This window comes from Streptomyces sp. H39-S7 (genome assembly GCF_027158205.1).
Classification (GTDB): Bacteria; Actinomycetota; Actinomycetes; order Streptomycetales; family Streptomycetaceae; genus Actinacidiphila.
Window position 1 is genome coordinate 20,507 of record NZ_JAPVLU010000013.1, and the last position, 17,787, is coordinate 38,293.

A 17,787-nucleotide genomic window follows, 5' to 3' on the forward strand; every position below is an offset into this window, starting at 1 on the left:
CGCTCGGGGATACTGGGCGGGTAGACCAGCGAAGAAGGGCCAACAGTGACTGAGATCGAGATCGGGCGGGGCAAGCGCGGCCGCAGGGCGTACGCATTCGACGACATCGCCGTCGTCCCCAGCCGCCGCACCCGGGACCCGAAGGAGGTCTCGATCGCCTGGCAGATCGACGCCTACCGCTTCGAGCTCCCCTTCCTCGCCGCCCCGATGGACTCCGTGGTCTCCCCCGAGACCGCGATCCGCATCGGAAACCTGGGCGGTGTGGGCGTACTCAACCTCGAGGGTCTGTGGACCCGGTACGACGACCCTGAGCCGCTGCTCGCCGAGATCGCCGAACTGGACGAGACGGCCGCGACCGCCCGCCTCCAGGAGATCTACGCGGCGCCGATCAGGGAAGAGCTGATCGGGCAGCGCATCAAGGAGGTGCGGGACGCCGGTGTCGTCACGGCCGCCGCGCTCTCGCCGCAGCGCACCGCGCAGTTCTCCAAGGCCGTCGTGGACGCGGGCGTGGACATCTTCGTGATCCGCGGCACCACGGTCTCGGCGGAGCACGTCTCGGGCTCGCACGAGCCGCTCAACCTCAAGCAGTTCATCTACGAGCTGGACGTGCCGGTCATCGTCGGCGGCTGCGCCACCTACACCGCCGCGCTGCACCTCATGCGGACCGGCGCCGCCGGTGTGCTGGTCGGCTTCGGCGGCGGCGCCGCGCACACCACGCGCGCCGTGCTCGGCATCCAGGTCCCGATGGCGACCGCCGTCGCGGACGTCGCGGCCGCCCGCCGCGACTACATGGACGAGTCCGGCGGCCGGTACGTACACGTCATCGCCGACGGTGGCTTCGGCTCCAGCGGCGACCTGCCGAAGGCGATCGCCTGCGGCGCCGACGCCGTGATGATGGGCTCCCCGCTGGCCCGTGCCACGGACGCGCCGGGGCGCGGGTTCCACTGGGGCATGGAGGCGGTCAACCCGGAGCTGCCGCGCGGCAAGCGGATGAATCTCGGCACCGCCGGCACGACGGAGGAGATCCTGCTCGGCCCGTCGCACGCGCCGAACGGCTCGATGAACTTCTTCGGCGCGCTGCGCCGTTCGATGGCCACGACGGGCTACTCGGACCTGAAGGAGTTCCAGCGGGTCGAGGTGACGGTGTCGCCGGCGCACACGCGCTGATGCGCTCGCGCTGACGTGAAGAGGCCCGGCCCGCACCGTTGCGGTCCGGGCCTCTTGCGGTCGGGGGCCGGGCCCTCCGAGTCTGATCAGGCCGCGACGCGCTTGGCGATGACGAAGCCCTCGAGGCCGGCGAGGCCGAAGAAGAGGATGTCCATGCCGCCGACGTTCTCCTTCCATGCCTCCTGCACGAGGTCGAAGTGGTCCGTGAGGATCGTCATGACGTCGGGGGCGCCGGGCAGGTCGGCGATGGTCAGCGCTATGCCGAAGATCTGGCCCAGGTAGACGCCGAGCAGGGCGAGCGGGATGCCGAGGAACGGCAGGATCGGGTTGCGGCCGCCGACCTTGCCGAGCGCGACACCGACCAGGGCGCCGACGCCGAGCGCCGCGTAGCCGATCTCGTGCTCGGTCAGCTTGATGAGTCCGCCGTACGCCAGCGCGGCGACGATCATCGCGAGGACACCGACGAGGATGCCGAGGCCCACGTTGCTGCGGGCCGGCGGCAGCGGGGCCGGGGGCGGGTAGCCGCCGCCGAAGCCGCCGGGCTGCTGGCCCGGCTGGCCCTGCTGCGGGAATCCGCCCGGCTGCGGCTGTCCGTACGGCTGCTGCTGGCCGTAGGGGTTGCCGCCCTGCTGCGGTGGCGGTGGGTACGACTGGCTCATGGTGGGTCCCCCGGGGATGGAAGGTTTGGATCGCACGGAGTGGCGCGTGCGAACAACGGCCCCGAAGGCTAGCAGTCCGATATGACAGTGCGACAAGACGTTTCGTGGGGCCGTTACGTGACCGCTACCGGTCCGCTACAAGCGGGCGGCGGCCCCCACGGGGGTCGCGCCGCGGGTGTCGAGGAGCAACTGGGCCTTGACGGCGAGGCCTTGGAGGTCGTACGTGCGGTGGTGCTGCAGCAGGAGCGTCAGGTCCGCGTCGGCGGCGGCTTCCCACAGGGAGTCGGCGCGGGGGATGGGGCGGTCCAGGACGCGCCATTCGGGGACGTAGGGGTCGTGGTAGCAGATCTGGGCGCCCAGTTCGATGAGCCGGGAGCCGATCTCGCGGGCGGGGGCGTTCTCCTGGTCGGCCAGGTCGGCCTTGTAGGTGACGCCCAGCAGCAGGACGCGGGCGCCGCGCAGTGACTTGCCGTGCTCGTTCAGCAGGGCGGCCGCGCGCTGGACGACGTAGCGCGGCATGCGGCCGTTGACCTCCTGGGCCAGCTCGACGATGCGCAGCGGGTAGCCGGGGGTGCGGGCCCGGGTGGCGACGTAGTTGGGGTCGAGGGCGACGCCCGGTCCGCCGACGCCGGGGCCCGGCCGGAACGCCTGGAAGCCGAACGGCTTGGTCTCCGCGCAGCGGATGACGTCCCACAGGTCGACGCCGACGTCGTGGCAGAAGACCGCCATCTCGTTGGCGAAGGCGATGTTGACGTGCCGGTAGTTGGTCTCCAGCAGCTTGACCGTCTCGGCCTCGCGCAGCCCGCGGGCCCGGACGACGCGTTCGACGAAGCGCCCGTAGAACGCGGCGGCGGCCTCGGTGCAGGCGGAGGTGTAACCGCCGATGACCTTGGGGGTGTTGGGGATGTGGTGGTCCCGGCTGCCGGGGTCGACGCGGCTGGGGGAGTAGGCAAGGTGGAAGTCGCGGCCGGCCCGCAGGCCGGACTCCTCCAGGATGGGGAGGAGGACTTCCTCGGTGGTGCCGGGGTAGGCGGTGGATTCGAGCACCACGGTGGTGTGCGGCCGCAGATGCGTGGCGAGCGCCCGTGCGGCGGCCGCCACGGAGCTGAGGTCGAGGGCGCGGTCGGCGCCGAGCGGGGTGGGGGCGCAGATCACCGCGGTCCTGACCCGGCCGAGCACGGAGGGGTCGGAGGTGGCGCGGAATCCGGCGGCGAGCATGCGGCGGATGTCGGCCGCGGTGAGGGAGCCGGCGGGGACGCGGCCGGCGTTGATGTCGGCGGCGGTCCGCTCGTCGGCGTCGTATCCGATGACGCCGACTCCGGCGGCGGCGGCCGCTTGGGCGAGGAGGATCCCGGCGCGGCCGAGTCCGATGACGGCGAGGTCTGCGGGCATGGGGGTCAGTCCTCTCCCTAGCAGCCACGAATGGCTTGAAAACAGGCTAACCAGACATAACGCTGATATGACTGCACGGCGCGCCGGTATCGCGGGGGTTCCGCTCCACGGACGAGGGACCGATCCGGGGGTGCCGGAACCTGCAGAGGTGGCTGCCGGACCTTGTGGCGGTCACTATCGAGTGACGGGGCGCACGCACCTGCTCCACAACAGGAGGCACGAATGCGGACGACAACACTGGGCCCGGCGCAGCGCGAGGCGGCTCTCGCCCGGATGGCGGACGAGGAGCTCGACATCCTGGTCGTGGGTGGCGGTGTCGTCGGCGCCGGTACCGCGCTCGACGCGGCGACCCGCGGGCTGTCGACCGGCCTGGTCGAGGCGCGGGACTGGGCGTCCGGCACCTCCAGCCGCTCCAGCAAGCTGATCCACGGCGGTCTGCGCTATCTGGAGATGCTCGACTTCACCCTGGTGCGCGAGGCGCTCAAGGAGCGCGGCCTGCTGCTGGAGCGGCTCGCGCCGCACCTGGTGAAGCCGGTGCCGTTCCTGTACCCGCTGCAGCACAAGGGCTGGGAGCGGTTCTACGCCGGCTCCGGCGTCGCCCTGTACGACGCGATGTCGTTCTCGTCGGGACACGGCCGCGGCCTGCCCGTGCACCGCCACCTGACGCGTAAGCACGCGCTCCGGGTCGCCCCCGCGCTCAAGAAGGACGCCCTGGTCGGCGCGTTGCAGTACTACGACGCCCAGATGGACGACGCGCGCTACGTCACGACGCTGGTCAGGACCGCCTCGGCGTACGGCGCCCAGGTCGCCAACCGGGCGCGGGTGATCGGCTTCCTGCGCGAGGGCGAACGGGTCGTCGGCGCCCGGGTGCAGGACGTGGAGGGCGGCGCCGAGTACGACGTCCGGGCCAAACAGGTCGTGAACGCGACCGGGGTGTGGACGGACGACACCCAGGCGCTGATCGGCGAGCGCGGGCAGTTCCACGTCAGGGCCTCCAAGGGGATCCACCTGGTCGTGCCGAAGGACCGCATCCACTCCTCGTCCGGGCTGATCCTGCGGACCGAGAAGAGCGTGCTCTTCGTGATCCCGTGGGGACGGCACTGGATCATCGGCACCACCGACACCGACTGGGACCTGGACAAGGCGCACCCGGCCGCGTCCAGCGCCGACATCGACTACCTGCTCGAACACGTCAACTCGGTGCTCTCCGTCCCACTGACCAGGGACGACGTCGAGGGCGTGTACGCGGGCCTGCGGCCGCTGCTGGCCGGGGAGTCGGACGCGACGAGCAAGCTCTCGCGCGAGCACACCGTGGCCCACCCGCTGCCGGGCCTGGTGGTCGTCGCGGGCGGCAAGTACACGACGTACCGGGTGATGGCGAAGGACGCGGTGGACGAGGCCGTGCACGGACTGGACCACCGGGTCGCGGAGTGCATCACCGAGGACGTACCGCTGGTCGGCGCCGAGGGCTACCACGCGCTGTGGAACTCCCGGGCGCGCCTCGCCGCCCGAACGGGGCTGCACGTCGCCCGGATCGAGCACCTGCTCAACCGGTACGGCGCGCTCGCCGAGGAGGTCCTGCAACTCATCGTGGAGGACCCGTCGCTGGGTGACCCGCTGCCGGCCGCGGAGGACTATCTGCGGGCCGAGATCGTGTACGCGGCGTCGCACGAGAGTGCCCGGCACCTCGACGACGTGCTGACCCGCAGGACCCGTATCTCGATCGAGACCTTCGACCGCGGCGTCCGGAGCGCCCGTGAGGCCGCCGAGCTCATGGCACCCGTCCTGGGCTGGGACAAGGGGCAGATCGAGAAGGAGGTCGAGCACTACCAGAAGCGCGTCGAGGCGGAGCGGGAGTCGCAGCGCCAGCCCGACGACACCACCGCGGACGCGGCACGGCTGGGGGCGCCGGATATCGTTCCCCTCTAGAACAGCGGGGGAGCAGAGAGGCGCATGGTGTCTGATCACGCGGAGGCGGGGCGACTCGTGGCCGGCCGGTACCGGCTGGTGGAGCGGATAGGCCGCGGGGGCATGGGCACCGTGTGGCGCGCCGAGGACGAACTGCTCGGCCGCCAGGTGGCGGTGAAGAAGCTGCACCCCCCGCAGCCCCATCTGCACGAGGACGAACTGGCCACCATCTTCGAGCGCACCCGCCGGGAGGCGCGTGCCGCCGCCCGGATCAGCCACCCCAATGTCATCGTCGTGCACGACGTGGTGGACGACGCGGGCCTGCCGACCATCGTCATGGAGTACGTGCCGTCCATGACGCTGGGCGAGGTGCTGAAGAAGGACGGCGCGCTGCCGCCCGTGGAGGCGGCGCGCATCGGCCGCGGCATGGTCGCCGCGCTGCGGGCCGCGCACCGCGCCGGGGTGCTGCACCGTGACGTGAAGCCGGGCAACGTCCTGCTCGGCGGGGACGGCCGGGTGGTGCTGACGGACTTCGGCATCGCGCAGGCGTCCGGCACCTCGACGCTCACCCGCACCGGCGAGCTGATCGGCTCCATCGACTTCCTCTCGCCCGAGCGCATCAAGGGCCAGCAGCCCGGCCCGGCGGCCGACCTGTGGGCGCTGGGCGCGACGCTCTATCAGGCGGTGGAGGGGACCTCGCCGTTCCGCCGGGACACCGCCATCGAGACCGCGTACGCCATCTCCGAGGACCCGGTGCTGCCCGCCGCCAACGCCGGGCCGCTGGAACACGTCATCGCCGGGCTGCTCGCCAAGGATCCGGCCGAGCGGATGTCCGCGGAGGAGGCCGAGCGGCTGCTGCGGCTGCCGGCCGGCGAGGCGGACACCACGCGGTTCGAACGCGGCCGCACCGCGCAGCCCGCGACTCCGCCCGCCGTGTCCCGGGCCGCGAAACCGCCCGAACCCGCGCGCCCGACCGCGTCGGTGACGGTCGGCCACGGCGCGGAGCCGGTCCCCGACCCCTCGGCGACCGCGCCCGGCGGCCCGCCCGCCGGCACTCCCCGGCGGCGGCGCACGGGCCGGTGGGTCGTCGCCGTGCTCACCGTGGGCGCCGTCGCGGCCGGCGGGACCGTGGCCTTCGCGCACTTCCGGGACGGGAACGACTCCGTCGCGGCCCCGGAGCACACGGTCGCGCCGCAGACCTCGACCCCCGGCCCGACACCGTCGACGAGCGCGGCCCCACCGCCGGTCCCGAAGAACTACCGGCTCGTCAAGGAGGCCGCCAAGGGCTACTCCCTGCCCGTGCCGGAGGGCTGGCGGCGCTCGGTGGCGGACGGCGAGATCAACTACATCGACCCCACCGGGCTCGTGGGGCTCAAGATCAGCGTCCTGGACTACGCGGGACCGGACCACCTCGCGCACTTCAAGTCCCTGGAGACCAAGGTGCGCGACACCCTCGCCGGCTACCACCAGGAGCGGATGCAGCCGACGACCGTATTCGGACAGAACGCCGCCATATGGCAGTTCACGTTCAAAGGAAGTAAACGCGACTATCGGGCTATAGATCTGGGATTCGGGGAAGAAGGCGAACGCGAGTACGCCATCTATCTCTCCGCTCCCAAGTCCCAATGGGACGAGTACAAGCCGGTGTTCGACAACGCCGTGGCCGGTTTCAGGCCGTCCGCGCAGTAAGCCGGGTTCGCTTCGAAGGCCTCCGGTCGGCGATGATGGGACCCACATCACCAGTGACCGCAGGGGAATTCATGGGCCAGGCGCAAGGCACCGACGGACGTCTCCTCGCCGACCGGTACCGGCTCGGCGAGGTCCTCGGCAAGGGCGGCATGGGAACAGTCTGGCGCGCGGAGGACGAAACCCTCGGCCGGACCGTCGCCGTCAAGGAGTTGCGCTTCCCCGGAAATGTCGACGAGGACGAGAAGCGCCGGCTGATCACCCGCACCCTGCGCGAGGCGAAGGCCACCGCGCGGATCCGCGGCACCGGCGCGGTCACCGTGTTCGATGTCGTCGAGGAGGACGACCGGCCGTGGATCGTCATGGAACTGGTCGAGGGCCGCTCGCTGTCCGACGCCATCCGTGAGGACGGCCCGCTGACCCCTCAGCGCGCCGCCGAGGTCGGCCTGGTCGTACTCGACGTGCTGAAGGCCGCGCACAAGGAGGGCATCCTCCACCGCGACGTGAAGCCGTCCAACGTCCTCATCGCCGACGACGGCCGCGTGGTGCTCAGCGACTTCGGCATCGCGCAGATCGACGGCGACCCCTCCGTCACCTCGACCGGCATGCTCGTCGGCGCCCCCTCGTACATCTCGCCGGAGCGCGCCCGCGGCCAGAAGCCGGGCCCGCCCGCGGACCTGTGGTCGCTCGGCGCCCTGCTCTACGCGTCGGTCGAGGGCCGCCCGCCCTACGACAAGGGTTCGGCCATCGCCACCCTGACCGCGGTCATGACCGAGCCGGTCGGCCCCATGCAGAACGCGGGGCCGCTCGCCGACGCCATCCACGGCCTGCTCATCAAGGAGCCGGCGGAGCGCCTGGACGACGCGGGCGTCCGCGCCCTGCTCACCCGCGTCGCCACCGCGCCGCCGCGTCCCGTCGCTCCGGCGCCCGACGACCCGGGGAACGCCGCGACGCGCGTCGTGACGCTGCCGCCCGACCCGCAGCCGACCCCGACCGACGCGCCCCCCGCCGCCCGCAAGGCCGCCGCCGACCAGGCGCGGGTCCGCAACGCCCTGCGCTCGGTGCGCGGCGCCGCCGCGGCCGCCGGCTCCGCCACCGCGGCCACCGCCGCCAAGGCGGCGAAGGCGGCGAAGCCGAGACCGGCGGCAGAGCCGGGGGAACCCGGTGGCGCGTCCAAGTCGCCGCGCGCTCCGATCACCGACGTCGTACCGCGCCGGGTGCTGATCATCGCCGCCGTCGCGGTCCTCCTCGCCGTCGTCGGCACCGCGATCGGCTTCGCGCTGGCGAACGCCGGTGACAGCGACAAGGGGCCCGACTCCAAGCCCGGTGCCACGTCCTCCGCCCCGGGCAAGGCGGGCGACGGCAAGGCGTCACCCACCCCGTCGAAGGGGAGCACCGGCACGCCGGGCCCGTCGTCCTCGACGGGCGCGGCCGCGGGCACCAGCGCGGGGACGAGCGCGGGCACCAGCGCCGGCACCGGCGCGAACCCGCCGGCGGGCACGGGCGGCACCGTGCCGCCCGGCTACAGCGTCGTGACCGCGGGCCACTTCTCCATCGCGCTTCCCACCGGCTGGCACAAGACCGGCGGTGTGGGTGCGGACAGCTTCATATTCAGCGCCGACGGCGGCTTCCCGCGGGTACAGATCGACTTCACCGACCAGCCGGGCAAGGACGCGGCGGCCGCCTGGCGCGCGAACGAGCCCTCGGTGGGCGCCAGTAGCAACGGCTACAAGCTGCTGGGGATCACGAAGGTCGACTTCAACGGCTACCCCACCGCGGCCGACTGGAACTTCCTGCGGACCGAGAAGGGCGGCCTCAGGGCCCACGTCCTGAACCGCGGGTTCGTCGTCAACGACCACCAGGGTTTCGCCATCATGTTCTCCGCGCCCGCCGACCAGTGGGAGACGCCCGCCATCGCGCAGATGCGCAAGACGTTCTACGAGACCTTCAAACCGGCCAACTGATCTGCGCAGAGCGGGTCACGGGGCATGCCTCGGGCACGTATCGTGAAAGCCGGCGGACTGTCCGCATCCAGATTGCATCCGGTCCGGACCGGATCTGACGCTTTTGGGGAGGCGTCGTGGACGAATACGCGGGTCGCGTACTCGCCGACCGCTACCGCCTGCCCCGGCCGCCCGCGGACGAGTACGAACTGGTCGAAACGCGCGCTTTCGACACGTACAGCGGCCAGGAGGTGCTGGTCCGGCAGGTCCTGCTGCCGGAGGTCGTCAGCGCGGAACTGATCAGCCCGGGACAGCACGGCGACGACCGGGGCCCCGGCCCCGACCGTACGAGCGACAGCGCGCAGCGGGCGCTGGACGCCGCGCGGGCCGCCGCCGCGATACCCGACCACCCGCGCCTGGTGCAGGTCTTCGACATCTTCATCGAGGACGGCAGTCTGTGGATCGCCAGCGAGCTGGTCAACGCCCGGCCGCTCGCGTCCTTACTCGTCGACAAGCGGCTCGGTCACTACCGCGCCGCCGAGATCGCCTCGGACGTGCTCGTCGCGCTGCGCGTCCTGCACGCCTACGGCTGGACCCACCGCAATGTCACCGCCGGCACCGTCCTGGTCTGCGACGACGGCCGCGCCATGCTGTCGGGTCTGGCGGCCGGTGCCGCGCAGGAGGCGCTGTGCGGCTACGACCCCGTCCCGGCGGAAGTGATGGCCGGGGGGAACGGCGCCGGCTGGGGCGGACCGGATTCCACGCTGGAGCAGGAACGGGCCCGGCAGGCCCGTATCACCGTCGTCGGTCCGGTCACCGAGCGCTGGGCGCCGGAGCAGGCCACCCCTGTCCACGAGAACTGGCAGCTGGCACCGCCCGTCGGCCCCGCGGCCGACCTGTGGGCGCTGGGCTCGCTGCTCGTCCGCAGCGTCCAGGGCCACCCGCCCTACCCCGAGGAGAGCGCCCCGGAGCTCGTCCAGCTGGTCTGCGCGGAACCGCCAGCCTTCGCCGAGGAGAGCGGGCCGCTGCGGCCCATCGTCGAGTCGCTGCTGCGCCCCGACCCCGAGGAGCGCCCGGACTTCGACGAACTGGAGGGCTGGCTGCGCTCCTTGATCCGGTCCGCGCCCGAGCCCGATCTGGGGCTGCGCACGGTGCCGGTCCCGACCGATCCCCGCAAGCTGCCGATCGTCCGGCGCAGGGGCGAGCTGGTCCGCCGCCGCAGGGCCGCCGCGGCCGCCTCCGCCGAGGGGCTGTCCGGCACGACCCACCGGCGCCACGCGCGGTCGAAGCAGGAGCGGTCGTCCCGGCAGGTGGCCCCGGCGCGGCAGGGCCGGTCGAAGGAGCCGAAGGCGGCGAAGGCGCGCGGTCCGCGCAGCCTGGGCGCGCGGCTGCTCATCCTCGTGCTGCTCCTGCTGGTCGCCGTCGTGGCGTACGCGCTGGTGATGATGCCGCGCAACAGCAACGACGACGGGAGCGGGGGCTCGGCCAACCGGACGGTCCCGGCGCGGATGCCGGGTTCCGGCTCGGACGACAGGACCACCAAGGCCCCGACCACCGCGCCCACCACCGCCCCGACGTCCGCGAAGCCGCCGTCCAGTGCGCCGCCCCCGGCGACGAGCGCGCGGCCGGCCACGGACCTCGGCGGCGACTTCGCGCTGCGCACGGACGACGCCGGCTTCACGGTCGCCGTGCACACCGGCTGGCAGCGGCAGGGCAAGAACGCCCAGGACCAGGTCCGCTACACCGGCGGCGACTTCCAGCTGATCGTGGTCCCCGGCCGCGACCCGGCCTCCGACGCGGGCAGCGACCCGATGGCGTACCAGGCGAACGAACCCGAGCTGGCGCCGTTCCGCGCTTCGCAGTGGGCCTCGGCCGGTGCGCTGCGGACGCTCGACGTGAACGGATCGCCGGCCGCCGAGGGCGAGTACAGCTGGCGCGACGGCAACGGCCACCAGGTCTACGCCCGCAATCTCGCGGTGCTCCAGGACGGCAAGTACCACCTGGTCCTGGTGATCGGACCGGACGCCCAGCGGGCCGACGTCCAGCGCATCTTCGACAAGGCCGCCGAGACGTACCGTCCGACGGACTGACCGGGGGAGGGCCGTGCAGGAGTACGACTCGGGTCAGGTGCGGCAACTGCTGGGCGGGACGCGGTTCATCGACGATCCCTCCGAGCGGGTCTGCCCCGCCTGCGGGCAGAGGGCGGTACGCACCTACGCCTACCGCAGGGGAGAACCGGCGAAGCCGGTGCTGATCACCTACAGTTGGTGCGCCTCCTGCCGGCGGCACAAGGGGTGGACCGGGCCGGATCTCGGGGACCTCGACTTCGACGATCCGCTCCAGGAGCTTTCCGTAACGGAACGTGACGCGCTGTCACGGGACTTCGACGCGTTCCTGCGTGCGCTGGACGCCTTGTGGGAGGACGGCCGGCTGCCGCAGCGGTTCCGCTGACCTCCCGGTTCGCGGACAGGGCCGCGGGCCCGTGCGGCATGATGGGACCCATGACGAGCGACGGGGGGCAGGGCGTGTCCCCTTACGTGTCCGGCCTGCCGGGTCCCGTCGCCGGCCGGTACCGGATCACCGGGCGGCTGGGCCGCGGCGGTATGGGCACCGTGTGGCGGGCGACGGACGAACTGCTGGACCGGCAGGTCGCGGTCAAGGAGCTGCACTTCAACGAGGGCCTGTCCGACGGCGAGCAGCAGCTGTACCGGGACCGCGCGCTGCGCGAGGCGCGCAGCGTGGCGCAGATCCGGCATCCGCACGTGGTGGTCCTGCACGACGTGGTCGAGCAGGACGGCCGTCCGTGGATAGTGATGGAGCTGATCGACGGCCGCTCGCTCGCCGACGTGCTCGCCAAGGACGGTCCGGTGGAGCCCCGCGAGGCGGCCAGGATCGGCGCCGCGGTCGCGGGCGCGCTGCACGCCGCGCACGAACGCGGGGTGCTGCACCGGGACATCAAGCCGGCCAACGTCCTGATCGAGCGGGAGACCGGGCGCGTCGTCCTCACCGACTTCGGGATCGCCCGGGTGTCGGGCAGCGTCACGCTGACGGAGGCGGGCGTCTTCGTCGGCTCGCCGGAGTACACCTCGCCGGAGCGGATGTCCGGGGCGACGGCCGGCCCGGAGTCCGACCTGTGGTCGGTGGGTGTGCTGCTCTGCGCGTCCGTCGACGGGCACTCGCCGTTCCGCCGCGACTCGATCGGCGGGGTGCTGCACGCCGTCGTCTTCGACGAGATCCGCCCGCCGGCGAGCGTGGGCCCGCTGCTGCCCGTCGTCACCGCACTGCTGGAACGCGACACCGGCCGCCGGATGGGCGCGGTGGCGGCGGAGGAATGGCTGCGCGCGTACGCCGAGACCGGCGAGGCCACCGAGACGGAACCCGTCCCGACCGTCACCCAGGACACCGTGATCCCGCCGGATCCCGGCCTGGAAGCGGCCGAGGACCCGACCCCGCCCCTGACCCCCTCCCCGTCCCTCGCTGCGAGCTCCACGGGGCGGAAGTCCCGCAGGGGAGTGCTGGTGGGCGCGCTGCTCGCCCTGGCCGTCGGCGGTGGCGTGGCCGCCGCGGTGCTGACGATGAACGGTGCCGACGGCGGCACCGCGGCGAAGCCGCAACCCTCCTCGTCCTCTCCGTCGCGCGCGCCCACCACCGCGCCCGTCACACCGAGCCCGGTCCCGGCCGGATTCCGTACCGTCGACGACGCCTCCGGCTTCACGGTGGTGCTCCCCAGCGGCTACGACCGGTCGGTCGAGCCGCCGCGGATCTACTACTACTCGCCCGGCAAGGAGTTCCGTTTCGGTGTCCGCGACGGCGTGCCGGACCCGAAGGGCCCGGCCGCGGTGATGACCGCGCAGCACCACGTGGGCGCGAGCGCGTACAAGGGGTACCGGGACGGCTTCGTCACCGAGACGACGAAGAACGGCGCGCCGGCCGCGCTCTGGGAGTTCACCTGGGACGGCTACCCGGGCGGCGGCGCGCGCCGCACGTTCGACCTGTGCTGGACGGAGAACGGGCGGCAGTACGACATCTGGGTCTCGTCGCCGGTGGAGAAGTCGGAGCAGGGGCGGCACACCTTCGACACGGCGCGGGACACGTTCACCCCGCGCTGAAGTCCCGGAGCTGAAGTCTCTGAGCTGCGGAAATCAAGATCATGCCAGCGATTACTGGCTTAATTGTGCTCGTCAGGTGAAAAGTAGCTACTGATGGGTACCCAGCGGCGCGCATCAGCCGTAATCTCGCCGCTATGACGGACTCGCTCGGCATCACGCGCCCCACCGACGGCAACCCGGCGGCACCCACCACCGCCAGAGGAGCCCAGGACGTCGTCACCCCCGACCTCGTCGCTCGGCTGACGCGCGGCGTCATCGGCAGCGGCCGCACCAGCAACCACACCCCGCTCACCGGCGAGAAGCTCGCCGACCTCCCGGAGGCCACTCCGGACGAGGTCGCCACCGCCTTCGAGCGTGCCCGCGCCGCCCAGCACGCCTGGGCCGCCACGCCGGTCCGGCAGCGCGCCGCCGTGCTGCTGCGCTTCCACGACCTGGTGCTCAGCCGGCAGAGCGAGGTCCTCGACCTCATCCAGCTGGAGACCGGCAAGGCCCGGCTGCACGCCCACGAAGAGGTCCAGGCCGTCGTCATGTCCGCCCGCCACTACGGACGCCGGGCCCCCGCGTACCTCAAGCCCAAGGGTCACGGCGGGGCCGTCCCCGTCCTGACCAAAGTGGTCGAGCTGCGCCAGCCGCGCGGCGTCGTCGGGCAGATCGCGCCCTGGAACTACCCGTTCGAGCTGTCGGTCGGGGACGCGCTCCCCGCCTTCGCCGCGGGCAACGCCGTCGTCATGAAGCCCGACACCGAGACCGCGCTCACCGCCCTGTGGGCGCGCGAGCAGCTCATCGAGGCGGGACTGCCCGCCGAGGTGTGGCAGATCGTGATCGGCGAGGGCCCGGTCGTCGGCCCGGCCCTGGTCGAGCACGCCGACTACGTCTCCTTCACCGGCTCCACCCGCACCGGCCGCGAGGTCGCCCAGCGCGCCGCGGCCCGGCTGATCGGCGCCTCCCTCGAACTCGGCGGCAAGAACGCCATGCTCGTGCTGCGCGACGCCGACCTGGACAAGGCCGCCGAAGGCGCCGTCCGCGCCTGCTTCGCCTCCGCTGGCCAGCTCTGCGTCTCCATCGAGCGGCTCTTCGTCGACGAGTCCGTCGCCGACGCCTTCGTCGAGAAGTTCACCGCCCGCACCAAGGCGCTCAAGCTCGGCACGGCCCTCGCCTTCGGCGCCGGCATGGGATCGCTGGCCGGGGAGCGCCAGCTGGAGGCCGTCAACCGGCACGTCGACGAGGCCCGCTCCAAGGGCGCCACCGTCCTCGCGGGCGGCCAGGCCCGCCCGGACATCGGCCCCTACGTCTACGAGCCGACGATCCTCGACGGCGTCGAGGCCCCGATGTCGGTCTGCACCGAGGAGACCTTCGGCCCCGTCGTCTCGATCTACCGCTTCCGCGACGAGGACGAGGCCGTCGAGCGCGCCAACGCGACCCCGTACGGCCTGAACTCCAGCGTCTGGACCAAGGACACCCGCCGCGGCGGCCGCATCGCCGCACGGCTGCGCTCCGGAACCGTCAACGTCAACGAGGGGTACGCCCCCGCGTACGGCAGCGTCCGGGCCCCGATGGGCGGCATGAAGGACTCGGGACTCGGCCGCCGGCACGGCTCCGAGGGCATCCTCAAGTTCACCGAGGCGCAGACCGTCGCGACGCAGCGGCTGCTGCCGATGGCGCCGTCGATGGGCATGGACGACGAGAAGTACGCCGCCTTCATGAGCCGTTCGCTGCGCGCGATGAAGGTGTTCCGGCTGCGCTGACCGCGCGTACGGCAGGTGGCATGTGTTTCGGCAGTTCGAAGGCAACATCCGCTACGGAGGAACCTGTGTCGCGTGACCTGCCCGGCTACGACTACGACGTCATCGTCATCGGCTCCGGCTTCGGCGGATCGGTGTCCGCACTGCGCCTGACGGAGAAGGGGTACCGCGTCGGCGTGCTCGAAGCCGGGCGCCGCTTCACGCGCGACACCCTGCCCAAGAACTCCTGGGACGTCCGCAACTTCCTCTGGGCGCCGTCGCTCGGCCTCTACGGCATCCAGCGCATCCACCTGCTGAACAACGTCCTGGTGCTGGCGGGCGCGGGCGTCGGCGGCGGATCGCTGAACTACGCCAACACCCTGTACGTGCCGCCGAAGGCCTTCTTCGAGGACCGTCAGTGGGGCCACATCACCGACTGGCAGGCGGAGCTCAAGCCGTACTACGACCAGGCCCAGCGCATGCTCGGTGTCCGGCTCAACCCCACGCTCACCCCCTCGGACGTGCACCTGAAGGCCGCCGCCGAGAAGATGGGCGTCGGAGACACCTTCCACATGGCGCCGGTCGGCGTCTTCTTCGGGGACGGTCAGGACGCCGGCGGCGAGGCGAAGGCCGAGCCCGGCGGCGAGGTCGCCGACCCGTACTTCGGCGGCGCCGGACCGTCGCGGCGCGCGTGCACCGAGTGCGGGGAGTGCATGACCGGCTGCCGGCACGGCGCCAAGAACACCCTGAACGAGAACTACCTGCACCTCGCCGAGAAGGCCGGCGCCGTCATCCACCCCATGACGACGGTCGTCGGCCTCTCCGAGGACCCCGCGGGCGGTTACCGCGTCGCGACCGCGCCCACCGACAAGAGGCGCAAGGGCAAGCGGCAGGTGCTGCGCGCCCGGCAGATCGTCGTCGCCGCCGGCACCTACGGCACGCAGACGCTGCTGCACTCGATGCGCGACGCGGGCGAACTGCCCGGCATCTCGGCGAGGCTCGGCGAACTGACCCGCACCAACTCCGAGGCCCTGGTCGGCGCGCAGACCGACAACCGCCGCTACCGCAAGGCGCACGGCGCGGCCAAGGTCGACTTCACCAAGGGCGTCGCGATCACGTCCTCGATCCACCCCGACGCCAACACCCACATCGAGCCGGTCAGGTACGGCAAGGGCTCCAACTCCATGGGTGCCCTCACGATCCTCCAGGTCCCGCACGGCACCCGCGCCCCCAAGGCGCTCGCCTACGCCGCGACCTGCGTGCGCCACCCGCTGCTCACGTTCCGCTCGCTGTCCAACCGCCGCTGGTCGGAGCGCACCATCATCGGCCTGGTCATGCAGTCGCTGGACAACTCGTTGACCACGTACCGCAAGCCCAAGGGCCTGGGCAAGGGGCTGCTGACGGCCAAGCAGGGCCACGGAGCGCCCAACCCCGTCTACCTCCCCGAGGGCGCCGAGGCCGCCCGGCTGATAGCCGAGGAGATCAACGGCTTCGCGGGCAGCAACGTGGGCGAGCTGATGGGGACGCCGCTGACCGCGCACTTCCTCGGCGGCTGCGCCATCGGCGAGGACGCCGAGCACGGCGTGATCGACCCGTACCACCGGCTCTACGGGCACCCGGGCATCCATGTCGTGGACGGCGCCGCCGTCTCCGCCAACCTTGGGGTGAACCCCTCACTGACGATCACCGCGCAGGCCGAACGGGCGATGTCGTTCTGGCCGAACAGCGGGGACGAGGACGCCCGCCCCGCCCAGGGCGAGGCGTACGTGCGCCTGCCGGCGGTGGAGCCGCGGACCCCGGCGGTCCCGGAGGACGCCTTCGCCGCGCTGCGCCTGCCGCTGCTGCCCGTGCCGCCGATCCCGCCGAAGGCGGTCTGAGCCCGGAACGCCCGAAGGGCCGCACCCCGGTCGGGGTGCGGCCCTTCGGGCGGCTCAGGGACTCAGCCGGTCACACGGTTCAGACGGCGGAGCCGGCCTTGCGGCGGCGCACCACGAACATCGCGCCGACGCCGACCGCGACGGCCGCGCCGCCCGCGAGGGCGAGCTGCGGCATGACCGAGGAGGAACCGGTCTCGGCCAGGTGGCCGGTGACCTTCGGGGTGGTCGCCTTGTCCGGCGCGGAGACCGGAACCGGCACCTTGCCGCCCGTCTGGGGCACGGTGCCCTCGGTCTTCGTGCCGGCGGCGACGATCGAGAACGTGTAGGCCACGGTGCTGTCGCCGAAGCAGTTGCCCTTGTCGTTGATGTAGACACCGCCGCCGATGGTCAGACCCTTGACGGGGGCCGTGCCGGCCTTGACGTCCAGGCGCAGCTTGATGGTGACCTTCGCACCGGCCTTGAGCTTGTCGACGTAGCCGGCGAAGCCGACCGAGTGGCCCTCGCCGTCGTTGATGTTCTGCCACGTGCGGGACTCGGTGTCGTACGCCTGCAGCAGGACCTTCTTGCTGGAGAACGCGTCGGGGGCGTCCTCCGAGCCGACGCCGGCGTAGAAGCCGAGGTCGGAGATGTCGCTGCCGGACTTGTTGTCGGCGGTCAGCGTCAGGTTGTGCCAGCCGCTGCCCGCGACGATCTTGCCGGGCAGGCCGGTGATCCTGGAGACCACCTTCTCCTCGTAGCCCGGCTTGTCCGCGCACAGGCCCGGGTCTTCCGACGGCTCGGTGGTCGGCTTGGGCGAAGTGGTCGGCTTGGCGGTGCCGGTGGCGGTCGGCTTCGCGGTGGTGGTCGCCGTCGTGGACGCCGTGGCCGTCGGGGTGGCGGTCGCCGTGGTGGTCGCCGACGGGGAGGCCGAGCTGCCCGGGGTGGCCGAGGCGCTGGCGGACGCGTCCGCGCCGGGCACCGCGGTGTCGGCGAAGGCGGTGGTGGCGGAGAGCAGTGCGGCGGGCGCTATGACAGCGGTCGCGGCAACGGTCACCAAGGTGCGGCGGAGCTTCATGCAAGACCTCTCGGGTCCGAAAAATAGCTGGAGAAGCCGCCGCGGGAGGGAGTCACGCAGGACGGCTGGGCTGATCCTATGACCAGGTCGGAGGCGAGAGGTGTGCCGTTTCGGGGCCGCGGGACCGCGGTCGGGGGCGGGGGGACCGGACAGATCGCCGCAAAGCTTGGCAGTTGCCCACGATCGTCAGGAATTCGCTATGACGTATGTCACGCACGTTGCACTAGGGTTTTCGCAGAGTGACTTTCGCAGAGCGGCCGGACCCCAGCGT

12 protein-coding genes are annotated in these 17,787 nt (G+C 72.3%); 9 read left to right on the forward strand and 3 right to left on the reverse strand.

Translation table 11 applies throughout. The features are described from left to right. Positions 1–45: 45 nt before the first annotated feature. Positions 46–1,167, forward strand: coding sequence for a GuaB3 family IMP dehydrogenase-related protein (locus O3X23_RS14475; protein WP_269271760.1), 1,122 nt, complete (start codon positions 46–48; stop codon positions 1,165–1,167). An 86-nt stretch (positions 1,168–1,253) separates the two neighbouring features. On the opposite strand, the gene O3X23_RS14480 is transcribed toward O3X23_RS14475, so the two are convergent. Both O3X23_RS14480 and O3X23_RS14485 read right to left on the reverse strand, forming a co-directional pair. Further along, a complete protein-coding gene (locus O3X23_RS14480) occupies positions 1,254–1,826 on the reverse strand; it encodes a hypothetical protein (protein ID WP_269271761.1) in 573 nt (190 codons plus the stop codon). 135 nt (positions 1,827–1,961) lie between these two features. Next, complete coding sequence (locus tag O3X23_RS14485; protein WP_269271762.1) at positions 1,962–3,218, reverse strand: nucleotide sugar dehydrogenase; 1,257 nt, start codon at positions 3,216–3,218, stop codon at positions 1,962–1,964. Positions 3,219–3,440: 222 nt separating this feature from the next. Between O3X23_RS14485 and O3X23_RS14490 the strand changes: the two genes are divergently transcribed. From O3X23_RS14490 to O3X23_RS14525, 8 genes are all read left to right on the forward strand, one after another. Continuing rightward, positions 3,441–5,147 carry a glycerol-3-phosphate dehydrogenase/oxidase gene (locus tag O3X23_RS14490; protein WP_269271763.1) on the forward strand — a complete coding sequence of 569 codons (1,707 nt, stop codon included), beginning with the start codon at positions 3,441–3,443 and terminating at the stop codon, positions 5,145–5,147. A gap of 24 nt (positions 5,148–5,171) precedes the next feature. Beyond that, positions 5,172–6,815, forward strand: coding sequence for a protein kinase domain-containing protein (locus O3X23_RS14495; RefSeq protein WP_269271764.1), 1,644 nt, complete (start codon positions 5,172–5,174; stop codon positions 6,813–6,815). A 71-nt stretch (positions 6,816–6,886) separates the two neighbouring features. After that, the gene (locus O3X23_RS14500; RefSeq protein WP_269271765.1) at positions 6,887–8,776 is read left to right on the forward strand and encodes a serine/threonine-protein kinase; all 1,890 of its coding nucleotides are present in this window, start codon (positions 6,887–6,889) and stop codon (positions 8,774–8,776) included. A gap of 116 nt (positions 8,777–8,892) precedes the next feature. Next, positions 8,893–10,845 (forward strand): protein tyrosine kinase, encoded by a 1,953-nt coding sequence (locus O3X23_RS14505; RefSeq protein ID WP_269271766.1) that lies wholly within the window; start codon positions 8,893–8,895, stop codon positions 10,843–10,845. Positions 10,846–10,858: 13 nt separating this feature from the next. Beyond that, on the forward strand, positions 10,859–11,206 hold the full coding sequence (locus tag O3X23_RS14510; protein ID WP_269271767.1) for a hypothetical protein: 348 nt from the start codon (positions 10,859–10,861) through the stop codon (positions 11,204–11,206). Positions 11,207–11,256: 50 nt separating this feature from the next. After that, positions 11,257–12,864, forward strand: a complete 1,608-nt coding sequence (locus tag O3X23_RS14515) for a serine/threonine-protein kinase (protein ID WP_269271768.1) — start codon at positions 11,257–11,259, stop codon at positions 12,862–12,864. Positions 12,865–12,998: 134 nt separating this feature from the next. Then, positions 12,999–14,609, forward strand: a complete 1,611-nt coding sequence (locus tag O3X23_RS14520; RefSeq protein ID WP_269271769.1) for a succinic semialdehyde dehydrogenase — start codon at positions 12,999–13,001, stop codon at positions 14,607–14,609. Between the two features lie 20 nt (positions 14,610–14,629). Further along, positions 14,630–16,462 (forward strand): GMC oxidoreductase, encoded by a 1,833-nt coding sequence (locus O3X23_RS14525; protein ID WP_443047852.1) that lies wholly within the window; start codon positions 14,630–14,632, stop codon positions 16,460–16,462. A 79-nt stretch (positions 16,463–16,541) separates the two neighbouring features. Here O3X23_RS14525 and O3X23_RS14530 read toward each other — a convergent pair whose 3' ends face one another. After that, the gene (locus O3X23_RS14530) at positions 16,542–17,516 is read right to left on the reverse strand and encodes an LAETG motif-containing sortase-dependent surface protein (protein ID WP_269271771.1); all 975 of its coding nucleotides are present in this window, start codon (positions 17,514–17,516) and stop codon (positions 16,542–16,544) included. Between the last annotated feature and the right edge of the window lie 271 nt (positions 17,517–17,787).